Annotated in this window: 23 protein-coding genes; 12 read left to right on the forward strand and 11 right to left on the reverse strand. The window is 63.3% G+C overall.

The features are described from left to right. The first annotated feature begins 64 nt into the window (after positions 1–64). The 3 genes from F0P96_RS09720 to F0P96_RS09730 all read left to right on the forward strand — a co-directional run bounded on the left by F0P96_RS09720 (position 65) and on the right by F0P96_RS09730 (position 3966). Positions 65–1717 carry a M1 family metallopeptidase gene (locus F0P96_RS09720; RefSeq protein ID WP_151078667.1) on the forward strand — a complete coding sequence of 551 codons (1653 nt, stop codon included), beginning with the start codon at positions 65–67 and terminating at the stop codon, positions 1715–1717. A 372-nt stretch (positions 1718–2089) separates the two neighbouring features. Further along, on the forward strand, positions 2090–3496 hold the full coding sequence (gene lpdA, locus F0P96_RS09725; RefSeq protein WP_151078668.1) for a dihydrolipoyl dehydrogenase: 1407 nt from the start codon (positions 2090–2092) through the stop codon (positions 3494–3496). 101 nt (positions 3497–3597) lie between these two features. Next, positions 3598–3966, forward strand: coding sequence for a hypothetical protein (locus F0P96_RS09730; RefSeq protein WP_151078669.1), 369 nt, complete (start codon positions 3598–3600; stop codon positions 3964–3966). A 76-nt stretch (positions 3967–4042) separates the two neighbouring features. On the opposite strand, the gene F0P96_RS09735 is transcribed toward F0P96_RS09730, so the two are convergent. Beyond that, on the reverse strand, positions 4043–4897 hold the full coding sequence (locus F0P96_RS09735) for a DUF5694 domain-containing protein (protein WP_151078670.1): 855 nt from the start codon (positions 4895–4897) through the stop codon (positions 4043–4045). Beyond that, on the reverse strand, positions 4894–5223 hold the full coding sequence (locus F0P96_RS21425) for a hypothetical protein (RefSeq protein WP_420840955.1): 330 nt from the start codon (positions 5221–5223) through the stop codon (positions 4894–4896). The genes F0P96_RS09735 and F0P96_RS21425 overlap by 4 nt, the downstream gene beginning before the upstream one ends. Between F0P96_RS21425 and F0P96_RS21430 the strand changes: the two genes are divergently transcribed. The 4 genes from F0P96_RS21430 to F0P96_RS09755 all read left to right on the forward strand — a co-directional run bounded on the left by F0P96_RS21430 (position 5104) and on the right by F0P96_RS09755 (position 6646). After that, positions 5104–5379 (forward strand): hypothetical protein, encoded by a 276-nt coding sequence (locus tag F0P96_RS21430; protein ID WP_420840952.1) that lies wholly within the window; start codon positions 5104–5106, stop codon positions 5377–5379. The genes F0P96_RS21425 and F0P96_RS21430 overlap by 120 nt on opposite strands. After that, on the forward strand, positions 5307–5735 hold the full coding sequence (locus F0P96_RS09745; protein WP_151078672.1) for a SpoIIAA family protein: 429 nt from the start codon (positions 5307–5309) through the stop codon (positions 5733–5735). The genes F0P96_RS21430 and F0P96_RS09745 overlap by 73 nt, the downstream gene beginning before the upstream one ends. A gap of 136 nt (positions 5736–5871) precedes the next feature. After that, complete coding sequence (locus F0P96_RS09750; protein WP_151078673.1) at positions 5872–6282, forward strand: hypothetical protein; 411 nt, start codon at positions 5872–5874, stop codon at positions 6280–6282. Between the two features lie 133 nt (positions 6283–6415). Next, positions 6416–6646 (forward strand): hypothetical protein, encoded by a 231-nt coding sequence (locus F0P96_RS09755; RefSeq protein ID WP_151078674.1) that lies wholly within the window; start codon positions 6416–6418, stop codon positions 6644–6646. A gap of 225 nt (positions 6647–6871) precedes the next feature. Here F0P96_RS09755 and F0P96_RS09760 read toward each other — a convergent pair whose 3' ends face one another. Beyond that, a complete protein-coding gene (locus F0P96_RS09760) occupies positions 6872–7582 on the reverse strand; it encodes a DUF4386 domain-containing protein (protein WP_160620247.1) in 711 nt (236 codons plus the stop codon). Positions 7583–7855: 273 nt separating this feature from the next. Continuing rightward, a complete protein-coding gene (locus F0P96_RS09770) occupies positions 7856–8290 on the reverse strand; it encodes a VOC family protein (RefSeq protein WP_151078677.1) in 435 nt (144 codons plus the stop codon). Positions 8291–8438: 148 nt separating this feature from the next. Here F0P96_RS09770 and F0P96_RS09775 point away from each other — a divergent pair, with 148 nt between their 5' ends. After that, positions 8439–8981 carry a DUF1697 domain-containing protein gene (locus F0P96_RS09775; RefSeq protein ID WP_151078678.1) on the forward strand — a complete coding sequence of 181 codons (543 nt, stop codon included), beginning with the start codon at positions 8439–8441 and terminating at the stop codon, positions 8979–8981. A gap of 107 nt (positions 8982–9088) precedes the next feature. Continuing rightward, a complete protein-coding gene (locus F0P96_RS09780; RefSeq protein ID WP_151078679.1) occupies positions 9089–10219 on the forward strand; it encodes a putative sensor domain DACNV-containing protein in 1131 nt (376 codons plus the stop codon). A gap of 45 nt (positions 10220–10264) precedes the next feature. Here the strand turns inward: F0P96_RS09780 and rlmF are convergent, their stop codons facing one another. After that, the gene (gene rlmF, locus F0P96_RS09785) at positions 10265–11272 is read right to left on the reverse strand and encodes a 23S rRNA (adenine(1618)-N(6))-methyltransferase RlmF (RefSeq protein ID WP_151078680.1); all 1008 of its coding nucleotides are present in this window, start codon (positions 11270–11272) and stop codon (positions 10265–10267) included. A gap of 326 nt (positions 11273–11598) precedes the next feature. Between rlmF and F0P96_RS09790 the strand changes: the two genes are divergently transcribed. Continuing rightward, a complete protein-coding gene (locus F0P96_RS09790) occupies positions 11599–12795 on the forward strand; it encodes a hypothetical protein (protein ID WP_151078681.1) in 1197 nt (398 codons plus the stop codon). Positions 12796–13039: 244 nt separating this feature from the next. On the opposite strand, the gene F0P96_RS09795 is transcribed toward F0P96_RS09790, so the two are convergent. The 5 genes from F0P96_RS09795 to F0P96_RS09815 all read right to left on the reverse strand — a co-directional run bounded on the left by F0P96_RS09795 (position 13040) and on the right by F0P96_RS09815 (position 17263). Next, the gene (locus F0P96_RS09795) at positions 13040–14776 is read right to left on the reverse strand and encodes a T9SS type A sorting domain-containing protein (protein ID WP_160620245.1); all 1737 of its coding nucleotides are present in this window, start codon (positions 14774–14776) and stop codon (positions 13040–13042) included. Positions 14777–15093: 317 nt separating this feature from the next. Further along, a complete protein-coding gene (locus F0P96_RS09800; RefSeq protein ID WP_151078683.1) occupies positions 15094–15303 on the reverse strand; it encodes a zinc ribbon domain-containing protein YjdM in 210 nt (69 codons plus the stop codon). Between the two features lie 133 nt (positions 15304–15436). After that, positions 15437–15895 carry a cold-shock protein gene (locus F0P96_RS09805; RefSeq protein WP_151078684.1) on the reverse strand — a complete coding sequence of 153 codons (459 nt, stop codon included), beginning with the start codon at positions 15893–15895 and terminating at the stop codon, positions 15437–15439. Positions 15896–16090: 195 nt separating this feature from the next. Continuing rightward, the gene (locus F0P96_RS09810; protein ID WP_151078685.1) at positions 16091–16678 is read right to left on the reverse strand and encodes a pseudouridine synthase; all 588 of its coding nucleotides are present in this window, start codon (positions 16676–16678) and stop codon (positions 16091–16093) included. Positions 16679–16756: 78 nt separating this feature from the next. Further along, positions 16757–17263, reverse strand: coding sequence for a GNAT family N-acetyltransferase (locus F0P96_RS09815; protein WP_160620243.1), 507 nt, complete (start codon positions 17261–17263; stop codon positions 16757–16759). 185 nt (positions 17264–17448) lie between these two features. On the opposite strand from F0P96_RS09815, the gene F0P96_RS09820 reads away from it, so the two are divergent. Continuing rightward, positions 17449–18951, forward strand: coding sequence for a pectate lyase family protein (locus F0P96_RS09820; RefSeq protein ID WP_235917443.1), 1503 nt, complete (start codon positions 17449–17451; stop codon positions 18949–18951). Between the two features lie 15 nt (positions 18952–18966). Here F0P96_RS09820 and F0P96_RS09825 read toward each other — a convergent pair whose 3' ends face one another. After that, a complete protein-coding gene (locus F0P96_RS09825; protein WP_151078687.1) occupies positions 18967–20628 on the reverse strand; it encodes a hypothetical protein in 1662 nt (553 codons plus the stop codon). A 210-nt stretch (positions 20629–20838) separates the two neighbouring features. Here F0P96_RS09825 and F0P96_RS09830 point away from each other — a divergent pair, with 210 nt between their 5' ends. Next, a complete protein-coding gene (locus F0P96_RS09830) occupies positions 20839–21489 on the forward strand; it encodes a T-complex 10 C-terminal domain-containing protein (RefSeq protein ID WP_151078688.1) in 651 nt (216 codons plus the stop codon). The last annotated feature ends 5 nt before the right edge of the window (positions 21490–21494 follow it).

The raw sequence follows: 21494 nt of genomic DNA on the forward strand, positions 1-21494 counted from the left end.
TTGCGCAACCGCGGCGGCGTTGCCGGGTCAGTAGCCGCATTGCAAAACCCAGTTCCCTGTTCCCATGCTTCACCGCCTCCTCACTGTCCTTTGCGCGTTGCTGCTGCCGCTGCTGGCGTCGGGCCAGCTGCTGCAGCCCAAGGAAGCCTTCACCCGTGCCGATTCGCTGCGCGGCACGCTCACCCCACTGCGCACCTGCTACGACGTGGGCTACTACCACCTCGATGTGAAGCTCGACGTGGCGCAGCGGGCCATCAGCGGCTCCAACCTCTTCCGCTTCACCGCTACGCAGGATTTCACCCGGCTGCAGTTTGATCTGTTTGCCAACCTGAAAGTCGAGCGGGTGCTGTACCGCGGCCGGGAACTGCCCTTCGCCCGCGAAGCCAACGCCGTGTTCGTCACGTTTCCGGCGCCGATAAAACAAGGTGCCCGCGACGAGTTTACCGTGTACTACAGCGGCCAGCCCACCGTGGCCGAGCGCGCCCCCTGGGACGGCGGCTTTGTGTTCACGCAGGATGCGCAGGGCAAGCCCTGGGTGGCTACCGCCTGCCAGGGCGTGGGCGCCAGCATCTGGTGGCCCACCAAAGACCACCAGTCCGACGAGCCCGACTCCATGCTCATCAGCATCAGCGCGCCCAAGGGCCTCAAGGACGTATCGAACGGCCGGCTGCGCGGCACCACCAAACTCAAGGGCGGCTCTACGCGCTACGATTGGTTTGTTTCCAGCCCGATCAACAACTACGACGTGGCCCTGAACGTGGGCGACTTCCAGCACTTCGCCGATACCTACGAGGGCGAAAAGGGCCGGCTGACGCTCGACTACTGGGTGCTGCCCGAAAATCTGGCCAAGGCCAGGGCGCAGTTCGGGGCCAACGTGAAGCCCATGCTCAAGGCGTTCGAGCATTGGTTTGGGCCCTATCCGTTCTACCAAGACGGCTACAAGCTCGTGGACGCGCCGCACCTGGGCATGGAGCACCAGAGCGCCGTGGCCTACGGCAACAAGTACCAAAACGGCTACCTCGGCAAAGACCGCTCGGCCACCGGCTGGGGCGACAAGTGGGACTTCATCATCATCCACGAAAGCGGCCACGAGTGGTTCGGCAACAACATCACCAGCCAGGACATTGCCGACATGTGGATTCACGAGTCGTTTACCACCTACTCCGAGTCGCTGTTTGTGGAAAGCCTCTTTGGCAAGCAGGCCGGTCAGGAATACCTGCACGGGCAGCGCCGCAACATCCAAAACGACAAGCCCATCATCGGGCCCTACGGCGTGAACCGCGAAGGCTCGGGCGACATGTACGACAAGGGCGCGGTGCTGCTGAACATGCTGCGCGTGGGCCTCAACAACGACGAGAAGTGGCGCGAACTGCTGCGCAACCTCAACCAGCTCTACTACCACAAAACCGTTACCACGGAGCAGGTGCTGAAGCACTTCAAAGGCCTCGGGCGTGAGCTGACGCCGGTGTTCCACCAATACCTGCGCCACGCTGCGCTGCCCACGCTGGAGATTCGCTTCGAGAACAACCAGACGCTGGCCCGCTGGGTTGCCGACGAGCCCGACTTCAACCTGCCCGTGCGGGTGCGCACCCGCGGCGGCGAGTACCGGACCGTTTTCCCAATCAATAAATTCGCTCCCATCGACCTGCCCGGCGCCACCAAAGACAACCTTGAAATCGATACCTTCAACTACTACATTGGCGTGTTGGTGGAGTAAACCGGGCAGCCTGTCACTAGCCGACGTTGGTGTGGGTGGCACCAGAAACGCCCTGCCCTTATATCTTCGCCAGCGTGACGGAGGGCAAAACACAGTAAGGGCTTATGTAACCTTGTTTACTACCTTGTTGGTAACTATAGTTACTACACTCTCAAACGCCTAAATAAGCTCGCTCGTGTCTTTTTGTGCAGTGAGAATAAGTACTTGCGCGGGCTGCTGCTCGTGCCGTTGAATTGCGCGTCGGACTACTCTTGGTGGGTTTTCGGAAGCCGGGGCCAACCGGCAGCGCCCTCCGTCGGTTTCTCCTTCGGCGCTACGCATTCTGCCTTACCTTTGCCCGTAAGCGCTTTTCCAACCCGACGACCCTTCCGCATGAACCAATACGACGTTACCGTCATCGGCTCCGGCCCCGGCGGCTACGTGGCGGCCATCCGCTGCGCCCAGCTCGGCTTCAAAACGGCCATCATCGAGAAATACGACACGCTCGGCGGCACCTGCCTGAACGTGGGCTGCATTCCCTCGAAGGCCCTGCTCGACAGCACCGAGCACTTCCACAACGCCGGCCACACCTTCAAGGAGCACGGCATCGAGCTGAGCGACCTGCAGATCAACATGAACCAGCTCATCGACCGCAAAAACGGGGTGGTGAAGGCCAATGTCGACGGCATCCAGTTCCTGATGAAGAAAAACAAAATCGACGTCATCAAGGGCGTCGGTTCGTTTGTCGACAAAAACCACATCAGCATCGTGCCCCGCGAAGGCGGCGAGGCCCAGCAGATCGAAACCAAGAACGTCATCATCGCCACCGGCTCCAAGCCCACGGTGCTGCCGTTCATCGCCCAGGACAAGGAGCGCATCATCACCAGCACCGAGGCCCTGAACATCCGCGAGGTGCCCAAGCACATGATTGTCATCGGCGGCGGCGTGATTGGCCTGGAAATGGCCTCCGTGTACGCCCGCCTCGGCGCCAAGGTATCGGTGGTGGAGTTTATGGACTCGCTCATCCCGACCATGGACCGCGGCCTGGGCAAGGAGCTCAAGCGCATCCTGGGCAAAATCGGCATCGAGTTCTTCCTCTCGCACAAAGTCACCGGCGCCACCCGCAACGGGGACACCGTGACCGTGACGGCCACCAACCCCAAGGGCGAGGAAGTGAAGTTTGAGGGCGACTACTGCCTGGTGGCCGTGGGCCGCGTGCCCTACACCGCCGGCCTGAACCTGGAAGCCGCCGGCGTGCAGATGGAAGAGCGCGGCCGCATCAAGGTCGATGAGCACCTGCAAACCAACGTGCCCGGCATCTACGCCATCGGCGACGTGATTCGCGGCGCCATGCTGGCCCACAAAGCCGAGGAAGAAGGCGTGTTCGTGGCCGAGCGCATTGCCGGCCAGAAGCCCCACGTGAACTACCTGCTCATCCCCGGCGTGGTATACACCTGGCCGGAAGTGGCCGGCGTGGGCTACACCGAAGAGCAGCTGAAAGAGCAGGGCCGCGCCTACAAAACCGGCTCCTTCCCCTTCCGCGCCTCGGGCCGCGCCCGCGCCTCCATGGACCTCGATGGCTTCGTGAAGGTGCTGGCCGACAAGGAAACCGACGAAATCCTGGGCGTCCACATGATCGGCCCGCGCATCGCCGACCTCATTGCCGAAGCCGTAACGGCCATGGAGTTCCGCGCCTCCGCCGAGGACGTGGCCCGCATGAGCCACGCCCACCCCACCTACGCCGAAGCCATGAAGGAAGCCTGCCTCGCCGCGACGGAGAACCGGGCTATTCATATGTAATACTGGGTCGGAAATACCAAAAGACGGCCAGCACTGCTTCATTGCGGTGCTGGCCGTTTACTTTGGATACATTGGAATCCTAACCAACCCGCAATGCCGCTATGATGGGCTTTGACGAAGTGCATTTCGCAGGCTCACCGCCATCGATATACTTCTTGCATCGAGAGATTTCCAAGCTTACGGGCTTGCAAATCGAGTGCATCGACCTCGGCAAAGAAAGCTGGCTGCTGAAGTGCGTGGCGGAGGCTGGTGTTGCTATGCAGGTGGTGGTTGCCCAAATCGACAAGACTTGGGGCATTACACACGAAGCGTTGCATAAGTACAATGCCTACCTGCTCAATTCGCTGCTTCACGTCTTGATAGAGTCCGGTGGGCACTTCGAGGAAGAGCCGTTCCCGTGGCAAGGCAAGTCTTGGGCGGAATTCCGACGAAGTTGGAACGGTATCTACGTCATTTCATCAACGATGTAGCTGCTACAAGACTACCAAGTCACTTTTGGCAGCCTGGCACGTCGCTACCAACCTGCCGAGGCATCCCAGCGCCCCACTACTTCACCACGTCCTTCAGCTCCTTAAGCCGGAAGCGGGAATCGTACTGGGCAAACTCGCGCATCATGGCCGTGTGGCCGGCGCCCGCCAGCACCAGCACGCGCTGGTCGGCGGGCTCCACGGTTTTTTGCACCACCGAGTACATGTAGAGGTTGCGCCGGTACCACTCCGACACCAGCCAGGGCCCGGCGAAGCTCCCGACGCTGCCGGCCCGGTTGAGCAGGTCGAGGTAGGCGCCCTTGTTTTCGCGGTTGCTCTGGGGCGTGTTGAAGTCGAGCAGGAGCTGGGTGAGGGTGAGGGTGCTGAGCTTCTGGTTCTGGTCGGCTTCGACTTTCTTAAACGTCGCCCCGATTTGCTGCATCAGGGCGTCCTGGTGCGCCTGCTGCATGGCCTTTTGCACGCTGTCGAAGGGGAACGTGGTTTTGGTGTAGTCGAAGGCGTACACGCGCTTCAGGCCGGCCTTTTTGGCGGTGCGGAAAGCCAGCTGGATAATCTCATTTTTCAGGAAGAAGTCGCGCTGCCCGGGCTTGGGGTACTTGGCCAGGATGGCCTGCTCGTACTGGCTTTGCCCGCCTAGGTACAGCTGGTAAAGCGCGTCGAGTTCGGCCTGGCTGTTCCAGTCCCACTCCACAAATACCTTGTCGGGGTGCCACTGGCTGAGGCGGTTGGTCATCGTCTCCAACTCGGCCTGGGCCTTGGGCGCCAGCACGTCGAACGATTTCGTCTTGACGATGTCGGCACCGGGGTTGTGAAAGTGGAACGTACCGAGCAGCAGCAGCTCGGCGGGCTTGGTTTGGGCAGCGGCCCCAAGGGTTAGGAATAGGCTGGCAAGCAGCAACAGGAAATGTTTCATGGCGTTGGGCAAAAGCAGGCCGCAAGGTAGAGCCGCTTCGGCAGGTAGTTGGCTTTCAGCAGGTCGCATAATGATGTGGTGTAGGGCTTGTTACGGCCGAAGCACTTGGCGCCGCTGTTCTTAGACTTCACCACCTGGTAATCAGATTTGCCGCGGCTAAGCTGAGTCTGCGGCCTACCATGAGCCTGCTTGGCTTCGTGAAAATGCTGGCCGACAAAGAAACCGACGAACTCCTGAGCGTGCACATAATCGGCCCGCGCATCGCCGAAGCCGTGACGGTCATGGGGTATCAAGCCTTGACCGCCAGGCGGGCAGCGGGCGAACATGATAGTTACCTGCTGCCTGCCCCTGAAGCGGCTACTTTCACGCCGCTGGGCACCTCTGGCCTGCCTATTCGCGTACCAATGCCATGCCTATCCCGCCGCTCCGCTTCGCCAACGCCGCGGCCCACGTGCTGGCCGACCCCGAAGGCTTCGCCCTGATGCGCTGGCAGCCCGGCCCCCGCACCCTCGCCGACTACCAGGCCGCTCAAAACGCGCTGCTGCGCATCATCCGGGCCCTGGGTACCGGCAAGGCCCTGGTCGACCTGCGCCGTATGGACCCCCTGAGCCCCGACGAGCGGGCGTGGGTGGTAGCGCACTGGCTGCCCCGCGCCGTGGTGCAGGGCAACTACCGCTACGGCGCCGTGCTCAGCACTCCCACCACCGCCCCCTGGCTGCGCCCCGAAGACAAGCCCCTGCTCGACTGGCCCCGCGCCCCCACCTACCACAGCTTCGCCGATGAAGCCGAAGCCCGCGCCTGGCTCCGCGAGCAGGTCGTCGTGCAGTCGAAGCTGTAGTGGCAGCCGGTCAAGCTTAATCAACTACTACGCCGCCAATACCCCCGTAAAACCTTCGGCCGCGCCACTGCGAATACACTAGCCAACGGCGCCGCAAGCCGGCCGCCACCGCTTGGGTCCTTTACGCTGCACGCTCATGGGCAAGAAGAACAAAAAGCACTCGAAGAAGCACGATACCCTGTCGGGCGACCTGTTCGACGCCACCGCCCTGTCGATAAAGAAGTACCGCAAGGTGACCGATGAAATAGCCAAGCTCAGCCCCCTGCAGAAGCTGGCAGGCGGCGCCGCTCTACTGACCGTCGGCTATTTCTACCTCAAAAACCTCCGTGACGACGACTGGCAGCACTCGCCCTTGGCCGGGCTGCTACCCCTGCCTGCCTGGTTGCCCCCGCGGCCCCGTCGGCCGCGCGCACAGCCGGCGCCCGATGCCGAGGAACCGGCCGAGGCAACAGCGCCAGTACGCATCCCGCACAAACGCGCCAAGCCCCACAAGAATGCCGGTTCCTTCGGCAAAAAGCCCGCCGCCAGCCCAGACGACGACCAGTAGCCGCTTGCTCTTTGCACGCGCAGCGCCAGTATTAAGAATGGCTCCGGCGGCAACCTTGCGCCGGCAACTTGCGCATACCATAGCTACCACCTCGATGCCGAGTTTACTACTTCTCACCTACCACGCACCCGCCATGAGCAAGAAGAAAAACAAAGCCGGAAAAAAGAAAAGCTCCCTGTTGAGCGGCGCTGCCAAGTCCATCAGGAAGCTCACCACCACGCAGAAGGTAGTGGGCGGCTCCGCCCTGCTGGCCCTGGGCCTGGGCTACCTGGCGCAGCGCCAGGGCCTGTTTGCCTCCGCCTCTGCCGACACCGACCCGGACACCGGTGCCAGTCTGACCTCGTCGCAGGGCGCCAGCCTGTAGTGCCCCAGCCGAAAAGCTAAAACCTTGTGGCAACCGGAAGCAGCTGGCGCGCATAGCGCCAGCTGCTTCCGGTTTCTAGTAGGATGCCGGACAGCAACCAACAGGGCCTAAAAAACAATCAGGCTATCAGCGCGAGTACAGCCGAAGTCTCTCTGCCACTTTATGCGGCTCACCTTCTCCTTTTTATTTCGTGCGTCAAGCGGGGTAGGAGATGTGGCGCAGGTGCTAAAGCAGCACTTTGGGTTGGGGTGACTCCGCAATGCGGTGGCCGCGCACCAGCAGCCAGCCCATAAACAGCAGCTCACCAAAAAACGTGAACATGGCAAAATCGACGTTCAGGTTGGGGGCCACGTAGGGGCGCAGACTCGTGAGCAGGTAGCCCAGCCCGGTTATGGCCAACGCCACCCCCAGCACCCGCGGTATGTAGCCCGACCGGAATACCAGATACCCCAGCATCAGCAGGTGCGTGCCAAACACCAACAGGCCAAAATACCAGTGGTTTTTGAACGCCCGCAAGTACACCATAGCCAGCGCCTGCGCCTGCTCGGGAGAGCCCAGCAGCGTGCCGTACTCAGGCGTGGTGTCCAGCCGCAAGGCCGTCACCAAATTGTTGAGGGCAACCAGCGCAATGAGCGTATACACCAGCCGAAAGCCGGCCGTGAGCTGCGCCAGCGGCTTGTTGACGGGTTTCAGTAAGTGGTACAGCGACCAGGTAAGCACCAAGTCGAGTATAAACGTGACGAAATACGCGAAGATGCCCGCCGTGAACAGCCCTTCGTGGGCCGCAATGTTACGGGCCGTTTCGGCGGCTTGGTAGGGCACTACCAGCTTGGGCAGCACGTACATTTCGGCAAAAGGAGCCGCAATGACCGAGCCCAGCAGGGCTAGCCACGTGACGAGGGCGGCGGTACGGAGGGGAAGGGAACCGTTCGACATGGGGCAGTTGAGTTGAAGTGAGGGTACCCATGCAGATGCGAATTGCACCGCACCCATTGGCCTGCGCTGCACCAAATAACAGGATATTTATATGTTCTTCGGCGTGACAAAGGCATCGGCGCCAAAGCTGTTTCGTGTCGCCGCTGTGCAGCTGGTGGCGCCGGCGTTAGCAGACGGTGTATTCGGCGGCTGCAACGGCCCGGAGGCCCAAATGACAAAACGGCTGCCGCTACGAGAGCGGCAGCCGTCTGAAAAAGTCTATGCGAGCTACTACTAAGCCCCCACGGCTGCGGCGGGCTGGTCCTGCGGAATGGCGGCGGGGTCCATGTACATCACCTCCCAGAGGTGGCCATCGAGGTCCTGGAAGTTGCGGCCGTACATGAATTCCGGGTCCGGCTGCAGCACTTCGGGCTGTTGGCCGCCAGCGGCCAGTGCCTTGTCAACCATTGCATCGACGGCTTCGCGGCTCTCGGCCGAGAGGCACAGGATGACTTCGGCGCTGCTACGCGCGTCCACAATCTTCTTGCTGGTGAACGACTGGAAAAAGGGCTCCGCCAGCAGCATCACGTAAATCGTGTCGCTCACCACCATGCAGGCGCCCTGCTCGTTGGTAAAGTGCGGGTTGAAGCGGAAACCGACCTGGGTGAAAAACGCCATGGAAGCGTTCAGGTCGCGGACGGGCAGGTTGACAAAAACGGAAGTTGCCATGAGCTAGTGTGGTTAGAAAGTGTATGCCAAATATATTAGCATTTTTGGTCGGGTATATAGGGCAAATGCGACAACCTGCGGGCCAATTGCGACAAGGTTTCTGCCGCGCCTGCAGAAGCAGGGTGCAGCCTTTTCCGTAGTTTGCCCCATGACTTACATCGCCCTGCTGCGCGGCATCAACGTCGGCGGCCACCGCGTGACCATGGACGAGCTGCGCCGCCATTTTGCCGACCTCGGGCTGGCCCGCGTGCGCACCTACATCCAGAGCGGCAACGTGTTCTTCGACGCCCCCGCCGACACCGACCGCGCCCAGCTTCAGGCCCGCATCGAAGCGCACCTGCACCAGGCCCTGGGCTACGCCGTACCCGTGTTTTTGCGCACCCCCGACGAGCTGGCGCACCTGCTGGCGCTCGACCCCTTCCGGCACCTAACCGTAACCGACGACATGCGCCTGTGTCTGGTGCTGCTGGCCGAGCCCGCCCCGGCCGGGCTGGCCCTGCCGCTCCGTTCGCCCAAAGGCGACTACGAAATCCTGCACCTCACCGAGCGCGAAGCCTTTGTGGTGTGGCACCTGCTCGACGGCCGGCCCCCGTCGTCCACCGCTTTCCTCGACAAAACCCTCGGGCGCCACACCACCACCCGCTTTTTCCACACGGCGGCCAAAATCCTGGCCGCTGCCCGGCACGAGTAACCTTAGCGGTGAGTGGCGGTTGGCAAGCTGCCGCACTAGTGGCCGCGCCCACCGGCTGACTCGTTGGCCGCGCCGCCGGCTCTTTGCAATGCTCCGTATCTGCGTCTATGCTGTCTGAACCCACCTACCTGGCGGCCCGTGTAGTGGCCCCCATGATTGAAACGCACTTCGCGCGGCACCGCGCCGCGGCCAATGCTACCGACGTGGACCGGCTGGCCCCGCCGCCTGCCGCCAGCGTGGTGGAGGTAATGATTGATGCCGCGTTTTGGGCCAGCCTGCGCCGGGAAGAAGGCCACCCGCCCAAGATTTCCCTGGCCCTGCTCCAGCCCGGGCAGGCCGCCCAGCCGGTGGTGTTCGGCAAGCGGCGGCTGATTCCCTACAACCTGCTCAAGCTGGCGCCCGCCGTCGAGCAACCCGGCATTCACCTAGGCGTGTGGCACGACGAAGAAGGGCTGTACGTGTGGGGCACCGCCACCGGCATTCCGCCGCTGTGCCTGGTGCTGGAAGTGGTGGAGCCCGGCCTGCTTGTGGTCAAGCACCGCCGCGCCGACGGGTTTGGCAAGTTCGTGAACGTGGCCATCCTGCGCGGCGACCAGCTCCAGCTCGTGGACGCCGAAAACGCGGCCGTTGACGACTGCCCCGCGCTGCAGCGGTTTCTGCCCGGGCGCGAGCTACCCTCGGCCACCGGCGAAACCGACAACGTGCTGGTGGAACTGGCCGCCGTGATGCGCGCCCACGGCCGCGGCGGCCTCGTGCTGGTGGTGCCGCCCGACTCGGTGCAGTGGCAGGCCTCTATCGTGCAGCCCATGACCTACCCCGTGGCGCCGGCCTACACCGGCATTGCCGAGGGCCGCCAGTTGGCCCAGGCCCGCTGGCAGTGGCAGGAAGAAATTCAGCGGGCCATCGGCATTGTGGGCGGCTTTACCGCCGTCGACGGGGCCACCATCATCACCCGCGACTACCACCTGCTGGCCTTCGGGGCCAAAGTATCCCGCGCCGAATCGAGCGTGCCCGTCGACCAGATGGTGCTGACCGAGCCCGTGGTCGACAGCGAGGCCCGCTACCTGCACCCCGCCCAAAACGGCGGTACCCGCCACCTGGCCGCCGCCCAGTTCGTGCACGACCAGCGCGACTCGCTGGCCCTGGTGGCTTCGCAGGACGGCTACTTTACCGTCTTCGCCTGGTCGGCCAAGCTGCACATGGTGCACGCTCACCGCATCGACGTGCTGCTGCTGTAGTCGCTAAATGGGTAGCCTAGCCGGGGCGGTAAACTCGTGGTTTCGTTAGGCCGGGCGCTCGGCGCCGCTCCACCGCTTGGCGCGCCACGCTTGTTGCGCCGCTTCGTCGAGAAACGTCCAGGCCACGAGGCGGCTCACTTTGTGGCCCTGGGCCATCGAAATGGTGCGCACGTCGGTAGCCTGCAGCTTTTTGAGCGACTTGTAGAGACCCGGCAGGGTTTCCTTTTTCGACACCAGGGTGGTAAACCAGTAGCAGTTGTGGCGAATGATGGCGCTTTCCTCGGCCATGCGCCAGAGGAACGTAGCCTCGCCGCCGGGCGTCCACAGCTCGTGGGGCTGGCCGCCGAAATTGAGGGCCGGTTTGGCGCCGGGCGCTCCGGCGGGGCCGTGGCCCAGGTTTTGGTTTTTGCGGCGGTTGCCCGCTTCGGCTTCGGCGGCCGAGGCGTGGAAAGGCGGGTTGCACAGCGTCAGGTCAAACACCTCGGCGGGCTTCACCACGCCGCTGAAAATGTCGGCCGCCACGGGCTGCAGGCGCACATCCACAGCGCCGGTGAGGGCACGGTTGCTGGCTACAATCTGCTTGGCCATGCGCACGGCCACCGGGTCGGTGTCGGTGCCCACAAAGCGCCAGCCGTACTCGCGGTGCCCCACGATGGGAAAAATAGTGTTGGCGCCCACGCCCACGTCGAGCACCCGAATGCCGCGGCCCCGCGGAATGACGCCGCCGTTGCTTTCGGCCAGCAAATCGGCCAGGTAGTGGATATAGTCGGCGCGGCCGGGAATGGGCGGGGTGAGGTAGCCGGCGGGCACATCCCAGTTGTCGATGCCGTAGAACTGCTTCAGCAACGCCCGGTTGAGCGTTTTCACGGCGGCCGGGTCGGCAAAGTCGATGCTTTCGTCGCCGTGGGCAGTGGGAGCCACAAACGCGGCCAACTCCGGCACACTGGCCACCAACTGCGTGAAATCGTAGCGGCCGCGGTGGCGGTTGCGCGGGTGCAGGCCCTCTTTGTCGGCGGCAGAAGAGGAGGCAGGGGAGGCGGGCGCAGGAGTCATGGGCAAGAAGCTGGGTGAGGCGGCCGGAAGCCGGCGCCCCAAAGCTAACGAGAGTTGCCGCAGCGGCCCCGGTGCGGGGTCACGTGCAGCAGCAGGAAAATGCTGCCCTCTAACTATAATCAACGGTGCCGCTGATGGCGCGTGCCCGCTGGGGGCCGACCAGCCGGTGGAGGGCACGCAGGCCGGGGCTGGGTTGCGGCTGCGCGTCGGGCATGGCAAGGGAGCAGTCGGGCTGCCCACAGGTGCAACCAGCGGCCGGCCAATGCGAGAGGCACGCGCGTCGTCTTCGGGAGCAATTCCGACGGCGGCATCTATTTTAGCCGGCTATGCAGGACTCTACCACGCCCAAGTGGCTGCGGAATTTACAGGAAAGCTCCTGGGAGCTGGAATTTCTGTTGTCCGGCGGCGCCATATTCACCCTCATTCAGGCCTCGGGGTTCTTCACCGATCTGGTACAGTCGCTCCAGATTACGGCCTGGCTTACCGGCACGCACATCTACCTGCTGCTCGGGGTGCTCGGCATTCAGGTGCTCACCATGGGCTTCGGCCTGCACCTGTTGCTGCGGGCGTTGTGGGTGGCGCTGGTGTGCGTCACGTACCTCTACCCCGACGGCGCGCGGCCCGAGGGCGTGCGGTGGCGGCGCCCTTTTCGCGCCCAGGCGCCCGACAGCACCTACTTCCACGACCTGCTCATTCGCCTCAACCGGGTGTGCGCCACGGTCATGTTTCTGGCCATTACCAGCACCCTGCTGCTGGGCGGCATCATCATTATTCTGGTGGTGCTGGCTACGCTGCCCAGCATTCTGCTCAACATCGTCTGGAGTCCGTGGTACGATTGGTACACCGTTACGCTCCTGCTGTTTGTGCTGCTCTACATCGTCGATATCGTGCTGTTCGGGGCCCTGCGGCGCACGCCGGGGCTGGTGTGGCTGGTGTTTCCGGCGTTCTGGCTCTTCGACCGCCTAAGCCTGCGCGTGGTGCTGCAGCCCGGTCTGTGGCTGTTTTCCTCGCACGTGCCGCGGCTGCGGCTGGCGGGCCTGCTGGCCGCTTTCCTGAGCGTAGCGCTGGCGTACAGCTACGCCCTTATCTACCAGGACCTGCACCTGCCCAACCTTTTCGACCGGCGCATCTACCGCAACCAACTGGCGCCCGGCCCCGCCCTCAACTACCGCTTCTACCTCGACGAGCTGAACGGCCAGCGTGTGTACAGTGCCGCGTTGCCCTCGCGCTACATCGACAAGCCGTTTCTGGAAGTGTTTATGATTTACCGCAAGCAGTACGAGCTGGACATCAAATCGACGGACTCCGTCAACTACATTTCCGACCTGCTACTGCTGCGCATCGACGACAGCCTGTACCGCCGCGTGCAGTGGTATCCCACCTACAAGCAAGCCAACGACCAAATGGGCATGACCGCCGTGCTGCCCATCGGCCAGCTGAAAGTAGGCCCGCACCGGCTGCTCATCGGTTCCCGCGCCGACACGTCGCGCCACCTGCTCATTCCGTTCTGGAAGACGGAGTAGCTAGTGCCATTTTGGGGTAGAGCAGGTATCAGCTCCGGGAAAATGGATACACCCAAAACGGCGCATCACCAGCTGTGGCAGCATTTGGCGCAGCACTCCGGCTGTTTAGAGCCGAGAAAATACCAACGCGCCCAGCGTCGGACCAAAGGCTGACTATTTTGTGGATTCATGGCCCCTGCCGCCACCAGAAAGACCCAGCATACCCGGGCTTACTGGTGGCGGGCAAGCTTGGTGGATTTCGGGGTCATTCAATTGCTAAAGACCGGGTGAGGCGTTGGTTGCCGGCCCGTACCTGCAATCGGTAGATGCCTGGGGCCAACCCCAGAAGCGGCACGTCGGCTGCGGCCCCGCCGGCTGACAAGCGCACAAGCTGGGTAAGTACCGTTCGTCCAAGGGCATCGAAAAGTAGAAGGGTGGCTTGCCCGGCGCCGGGCACGGGCGGTATTTGCACCGTGGTGCGCGCATGCGCCGGGTTTGGATACAGCCCTAAGCCTGCCAGCGCAGCCGAGGGTTCAGTAGCCAGGGGAACAAGGTCGCTGAGTTGGGCTACATAGCCGATAATGGGGGCGCCCGTGCCCGAAACGGTGAAATTGCCGAAACGCGCGGGCAGGCCTACCGAGCCGCTTACGTATACGTCTGTTCCGTTTACAGCCAAGCCATGGGCAAAGTCGAAGGTGGTACCGCCGGCGCGCACGGCCCAGCCGAAGCTACCGGTGCTGCCGGCATCCGTTAGCCGCGCCACAAACAAATCAGTGGCCCCGGTATTGCTCAGGTTTGTGGTGCCAAAGCGGGCCGCGCCCTGAAAGGAGCCTGCCACGTATACTGCTGACCCATTGACGGCTACCGCATCAACGGCGTCGCTGCTGACACCACCGGCCCGCTCGGCCCAGGTAAAAGTGCTGGTGCTGCCCGCGTCGGTTAGCTTGGCCACAAATACATCGGAACTGCCATCGGTGTTGGCATTGAGGAGGGTGGTGTTGCCGAAGTCGGCGGAAGCACTCGAAAAATAGCCCGCAACGTACACATTGGTGCCATCTACAGCCACGGCTGTTCCGGTGGCGTCGGCGGTGCCGCCACGCTGCGCCCAGCGGAAAACAGCGGAAGTGCCGCCGTCCGTCAGCTTGGTCACAAAGGCATTGGTGCTACCTGCGTTGCTGAGCGTAGTACCGCCAAAACCAGCCGTGGGGCTGGAGAAGCTGCCGGCCACGTACAAGTCGCTTCCTTGCAATGCTAGGCCGGCCGCTTGGTCGATGCCGGTTCCGCCCGCCCGCCCGGCCCAAACGAATCGGCCCGAATTGCCCGTGCTGCCGCCATCTTCGAGCTTGACCACGAACACGTCGTACGACCCCGAACCAGCGTTGGTAAGGGAAAGGCTACCGAATGCGGCGGCGCTACTTGCGAAGCTGCCGGCTAGGTACACGTTGCTCCCGCTGGCGGCTATTCCCGCCGCGTAGTCGTCGTCGGTACCCCCCGCGCGCTGAGTCCAAATAAAGCGGCCTGTGCTGCCGGTGTCGCCTATTTTCGCCACGAACACGTCGGTGCCGCCGGCTGAAGACAAGTTGGGGCCGCCAAACTGAGCCGAGTTGCTAAAACTGCCGGCCACGTACACATCGGAGCCGGTAATGGCCACCGCTAGGGCTTGGTCGAAGCCGGCGCCACCGCCTTTGAGGGCCCACACAAAGCGCCCGGCAGTAGCACTCCATTTGGCTACGAAGGCATCTTTCGTACCGCTGCTTATCAGGGTTGTGGTACCAAAAGCAGCAGTGCCATTAAAGTCGCCGACCAAGTAAACGTTACCAAACGCATCGGCCGCCGAAGCCCGCACAATAGAGTTGCCACCTGTGTGGTCAATGGCTGTTGCTGTCTGCCAAACCGGAGCCTGGGCCCAGGCGCTGCCATTGCCGCCAACCAGCAGAACCAGAATGCAGAGGAAGCCCCGCACGTTGGCGGGAGATAAGCGGAAAATGTTGCCTATAAACATGAAGTAGAAAAGAGAACAGTCGCCGTACAGACGCACTCCGCCCGGGCTGTCGAATGGCACTATGGTAGCCGCAAAGGCATGACGCGCAGAATAAAGAACGGCGGTTCCTATGCTGTAGCGGGCCATAAAACGCACCCGATTCGTCAAAATTGTTTTTCCCAGCCGCCAGATGGGTCTATGCTCACTATGCAATGCCGCCCACAGCGTGGCCTCATTCCTTTTCGATCTTCGGGTCTGGGCTTCCGGCTACCAAGCCACACAAAAAAGCCTCTTTGCAGCTACGCCAAGAGGGTACGCAAAACAAGGTGACCGGTAGGCTACGCTTTCTTCAGAAACTCGGCCTTGAGCACCATCACCGAGCCGCCGGCGCGGCCTTCCACCTCGGCGGGGTTGTTGGTGAGGCGAATGTTTTTCACCAGCGTGCCGCGCTTGAGCGTAGTCGAGGAGCCCTTCACCTTCAAATCCTTGATCAGCGTCACCGAGTCGCCCTCGTTGAGCAGCGTGCCGTTGCTATCCTTTACGTCCATGTGCGTGCGGTATCCGAGCCCACTCGGCTCCTGTGTAATTGACGCGCCAATATCGGAAAACCCCGCGCAGGCACGAAAAAGGCCGCTGCCCACGCGGGGCAGCGGCCTTTTGCCGTCGGCAAAGCCCCGCGGATTAGACCGCGGCCAGCTTCACGCGCACTGCGCTCGGCCCCTTGTGGCCCATCTCTACCTCAAAGGTCACCTTGTCGTTTTCCTTGATGCGGTCTACCAGGCCGTTCACGTGCACAAACACGCTTTCCTGGCTCACGGCATCCTTGATGAAGCCGTAGCCCTTCGATTCGTTGAAGAACGTAACCGAACCCGTGCGTACCGGATCCTCGTCCTCCATGTCCTCGCGGCGGGTGATGCCAATCTGGATGTCCTCGGTCTTGATTTCTTTTTTCTTGGTCGGGTCCGGCGGCGTCGAAGAAATGTTGCCGTTTTCGTCCACGTAAGCCAGCATATCGTCGAGGCTCTGGCCTTTTTTGGCGTTGGCCTGCCGCTCCTCGCGCTTCTCCAGCTTGTCTTTTTGCTTCTTCAGCCGCTTTTTCTCGTTTTCCTTTTTACCAAAGCTTTCCTGCGCTCTGCCCATAGTATTCAGTTGCTTGTTGATGATATCTGCTTCGGCAAATGAAAAGGGAGCTGAAAACAGACGACTGCACTGCGACGAAGATACGAAACCGAAAGGCCGGATTGGTATTCCGGGCGGCGGTTATTGCACGCAAAGGTCGCATCGGGTAGAACGATGCCCGCAGCGCCATTGGTTCCAGCGGTGAGCCGGCCGGGGCTAGCCCGGCAGCAGCGCCGCATCCAGCTCGCGCACGGTGCCCGCGGGCAGGTCGCCGAGCCACACCTGGCCCACGCGCACGCGCACCAGCCGCAGGGTGGGGAAGCCCACGGCCGCCGTCATTTTGCGCACCTGCCGAAACTTGCCCTCCGTGAGCGTGATGGACACCCAGGAAGTAGGGCCGTGCCGTTCGTGGCGGATGGGGCGGCTGCGCGGGCCCAGCGCCGGAGCCTCGGTTAGCTGCCGGGCCGTGCACGGGGCCGTCTGGTATTTCACGTCGCGCAGGCCGATTTCGACGCCGGCTTGCAGCTGGGCCACGGCCGCGTCGGTTATCAGCCCGTCTACCTGCGCGTAGTATTCCTTCTCGATGTGCTTGCTGCGCACCCGCTCGCTCACGCCGCCGTCGGTGGTGAGCAGCAGCAGCCCTTCGCTTTCCTCATCGAGCCGCCCGATGGCCATGGTGCCGGCCGGAAACGCGTACAGCTCACCCAAAAACCGCTTTTTGCGGGCTTCGCGCGGGTCTTCGCTCACAAATTGGCACAGGTAGCCGTAGGGCTTGTGCAAGAGAAAATGACGGTGCGTGGACATGGCAAAAACCGGTGCTGGGCGGCCACGGCGCCGGTAGCAGCGGCCTGGGCAACCGCAAAGGTACGCGGCCCCGGCGGCTCAGCACGGCGCGGGCGGCAGCAGCCGAAACGCCAGCAAGCCGTCGTCGGTGGTGCCGAAGGGCGCGAAATGCAGCTTGCGCAGCAGGGCCTGCGAGGCGTGGTTGTCGGGCTCGCAGTAGGCCGTAATCTGGCGCAGGTGCAGCTCGTGCCAGCCAAACGTGATGATGGCCTGCACGGCCTGCGCCATAATGCCCCGGCCGCGGTAGGCGTCGCGCAGCACGTAGCCGATTTCGCCGCCGCCGTGGGCAAAGCCCCGGTAGAAGCCGCAAGTGCCCACAATGGTGTTGGTGGCCTTGAGCACCACGCCCCAATGGATGCCGTTGCCGAGGCGGTAGTCGCGGGCCATGACCTCGAGCATGCGCTGGGCCATGGGCAGCGAGGTGGCGGGCTGCCCGTCGTAAAACGTAAGGTCGAGCGTGCCCTCGAGGTCGTCGGCCGACAGCTCACGCAACAGCAAGTCGGGCGTGTGCAGCTCGGGGAAAACGGGGTAGGCTCGGTGACGCATGGGGAAACGTGGGAATACTGCGGTCGGCGTGTTGAATATCGGCAACGTTGCCGACATCGTTTGCACAAATAAAGACGAGGCCGCACTGCCGGCGGCCGCGGTAGGGGCTGTAATATCAGGTTGCGGGCGGCTGCCCAGGGGCCACGGTCGTGGCCAAGTGCAGCCGCCGTTGGTAGTTGTTTGTCATGGGTCGTACTGACTTGGTTGTAACGGAGTTTATTCGGGTAATGGTGTTGGGAGTCGGCAGCGTGCTTGGGGCAGCGGTTGGCCCCGCTGGGGCCCAGCAGCTGGCTTTTCCGGGCGCCGAGGGCGCGGGCCGCTTTACCTCGGGCGGCCGGGGCACAGTAGCCGCGCCCACCACGGTATTTGAAGTCACCAACCTGCTCGACGACGGCCGGCCCGGTTGCCTGCGCCACGCGCTGTCGGCACCGGCGGCGGCGCGCACGGTGGTGTTTCGGGTATCGGGCACCATTCATCTGAGCAAGCCCCTCACCATCGGCAAGCCCAACACCACCATAGCCGGCCAAACCGCGCCCGGCGACGGAATTTGCCTGGCCGATTTTCCGGTAGGGGTGAAGGCCAACAACGTGATTGTACGGTTTCTGCGCTTCCGCATGGGCGACAAAAACCAGAACACCGGCATGGTGGACGGGGCTGGGGGCGACGACGCGTTCGGCGGCACGCGCAACAACCACCTCGTCGTCGACCACTGCACCATGAGCTGGAGCACCGACGAGGCTTTTTCGGTGTACGAGGGCGACAGCACCACCCTGCAGTGGAACCTCATCAGCGAGCCGCTGAACTACTCCTACCACTTCGAGACCGGCGACAAAGACTTTGAGCGACACGGTTTCGGCGGCATCTGGGGCGGGCAGCATGCCACCATGCACCACAATCTGTTTGCGAGCTGCAACAACCGCATGCCGCGCTTCAACGGCAGCCGCTACACCCACCCGGCCGGCTACGAAAACGTGGATTTCCGCAACAACGTGCTCTACAACTGGGGCGAAAACAACGCCTACGCGGGCGAAGGCGGCAACTACAACATTGTGGGCAACTACTACAAATACGGCCCCAGCACCAAGGAATCGGTGCGGGCGCGGGTGCTGAACCCGTACCGCATACCGGCGGGCAAAAATCCGCTGCCCTACGGCAAATTCTACCTCGCCGGCAACTACGTAGACGCCAGCGCCGAGGTGACCCGCCACAACTGGCGCGGCGTGACCATGAACGGCGGCACCGCCGCCGACACCGTGCTGGCCCAGGCTGCCGCGCCCTTCGACCTCGGCCCCGTCACCACGCACCCGGCTGCCCAGGCCTACGAAGCCGTGCTGGCCGATGCCGGCGCCACCCGCCCGCGCCGCGACACCCTCGATGAGCGCATTGTGCGCAACGTGCGCACCCGCACCGGCCGGCTGATTGACGTGCAGGGCGGCTACCCGCACGGCACGCCCTACGAGGTGTCGCAGAAAGCCTGGCCGGTGCTGAAATCGGCCCCGGCGCCGGCCGATGCAGACCACGACGGCATGCCCGACGCCTGGGAAAAGAAGCACGGCCTGAACCCGCAAGACGCCGCCGACCGCCAGAAAACCGGCGCCAACGGCTACACCATGCTCGAAACCTACCTCAACAGCTTGGCTGGTCCGGCGCCCGCCCCGGGCGCGGACAAAGCTGCCGGTCGGCAATAGGCCGCAAGCTCCTCGCTACCAGGCGCCCACGCGCTTGAAACCGTGCTTGGTCACGAGGTATTTCTCGCCTTCCAGCTCGATGGTTTCGCCTTCGTGCAGCGCCTGCAGGTCCAGAATATCGGACTCCATGGTGTGCAGCGAGAAGCCGTATTCGCGGGCCAGGGCGAGGTATTTGGGGTTGATGCCGCCGGTGGTGCCGCACAAAATCAGCTTGAGGTTCACTGGCAGGCCGTGCAGCAGGCGCGCGTCGCGCGGAAAGGCGTAGTTGTCGGCCACCATAATGGCTTCGCTGCCGGGCGGCACCTCGCGCAAGCCGGCCCGCAGCGCCTCGAAGTTGTTTTCGGGCTGGTCGCCGCCCCCGCCGCCGCGCATCGCCTGGTACATGCGCTTCTTCACGGGCTCGAAGCTGCTGGCGGCCACGCTGTAGATGCCGCCGGTATGGCCGATGGGTTTGTCGCGGTCGGCTTTGTCGTTGCCGTCGTTGAAGAACACGAAGGTGCGGGGTGTGCGCAGCGAGGCCAGCTTGAGCCACACCAGCAAGTCGGTGAGGTAGGGGCTCATGCTGCCCGTCACGTCGACCACCACCAGGCTTTTCGTCCAGCTGGGGTTGCGGTCGAGCACCGCCGACACGGCTCCTTCGTCGCGCACGCCAACGCCGGCCACCGTGCGCACGGTGTCGGTGCGGGTGGTGTAGCAGCCGTTTTCGTCCAGCTCCAGGGCGTAGCGTTGCAGCAGCGAATCGGGCAACACGTAGCGCTTTATCACTAGGCTGCGGGCCCGCAACGGCAGGCGCACCGTGCCCACGGCCTGCCCAGGGTACCACTTGCGGGCCACCACAAACCCGCGCTGCCAGCGCAAGGTGCGCAGCAGCGCCCGGTGCAGTTGCTTGTTGCACGCCAAGTCGGGGTTGTCGAGCACCAGCTGGGTCACGCGGCCTTTGGCGTCGATGTCGGCCCGGAAGCCTACCGTTTGGCGGCGCTTGTCGGGGCAGCGGTAGCTGCGCCGGAGCCGCTGGTTCATTTCGCGCGCGGGCCAGCGCAGCGCGGGCACGTAGCACAGGTTGTGCTCGAACCGCTCTACCGTGTACATGCCTGCCGAGGCCGTGCGGGGCGCATCGTCCAGCTCGGCCGAATCGGTGGGGGCCGTGTTGCGCCGAACGCGCTGCGCCAGGCGCCGGCGCAGCGCGTCTTCCATGTGCTTGATTTCAACTTCGGAGTCGGCTTTGGTGAAGCGCTTCTCGGTGTAAATCACGAAGCCGTGGAAGTAGCCCTGGCATTCTTGCGGACTGTCGCAGCCGGTTTGCTCCACCAGGTTCCACTCCACGGCGGCGCGGGTGCGCAACGACGGGTTGAGCTGCAGCAGCCCGGCCAGCCGCTCTAGGTTGAGCTGGCGTTGGTCGAAGGCGCTGCTTTGGCGGAACGCGGTGTACACCAGATCCACCCGCACCACCTGTACGGCATTGCTGTCGATGGCCAGCACCGCGCCCATGGAAAAGCCGGAAGGCAGGGCTACGTAGTGCTCGTAGTGGGCGTCGTAGCGGTATTGGGCGGTGCGCACGGCGTTGAAGCCGTCGTAGAAGGCGTTCAAGTAGGGCTGCTGGGCGCGGCAGGGGTAGCCGACATGCAGCAAAAGCAGCCACAGGAGCACCAGCAGGTGAAAAGCGTAACGGGCAGGCATCGGCACGGCAAATAAGCGGGGCAACATCGGGGCAACATAGTGCTCGGAAGATAGGCGGGCGTTGCTGGTGGCGTATCATCCGTCGCGCCGAACCAGCAAAAAAAGCCGGCTTGGGCGCCGCAGCATAACCGCACCGCAACCTCCGCCGTAAAGCGCCCATCGGCTATATAGCAGCCTTCACCATACCGCACCTTGCCAGGTGCCCTTCCCATGAAAAACAGTCTTTTTCTCTTCCCCGTGGCGGCGGCCTTCGCGCTGGCGTCGTGCAACCGCGACAAACCCGCCGCCGTAGACGCGGCCACCACACCCGCCGCCGACACGGCCGTAGTCGTTAGCAACGCCGACACCACGCTCTACCAGGACCAGGCTTACCGCTCGGCCGACATGGTAGCCACCGACCTGGGCCTGACCGACACCGCCCAAACCCGCCGCGTGCGCACCGTGTACTACAACCGCGCCCGCCGCCTCGGCGACCTGGACACCCGCTACGCCACCGACACCACCGGCCGCTACGTAGCCGTACGCCAAGTAGACACCGAAACCGACAACGAGATTCGGACGGTGCTCAACGACGACGCCCGCTACCGCACCTACCAAACCAACCGGGCCCGCTACTACGGCTACGCCGATGCCGAAGAAGCCTCGGAAGTGGATGCCCGCGGCACGGCCAACGGCACCGCCCCGCGCCGCCGCGGCCCGGCCATTGTGAAATACAAGAAAGACCGCAGCGGCACCAAGGTGGAATACGCCAACGGCACTGTGGTGAAAATCGACAAGGACGGCGACCGGAAAGTGGAATACGCCAACGGCACCAAAGTGAAGCGCGACGCCGACGACGGCCAGCGCAAAGTGAAAGACTAAGCCGG

The sequence above is a fragment of the Hymenobacter busanensis genome (assembly GCF_008727865.1).
Classification (GTDB): domain Bacteria; phylum Bacteroidota; class Bacteroidia; order Cytophagales; family Hymenobacteraceae; genus Solirubrum; species Solirubrum busanense.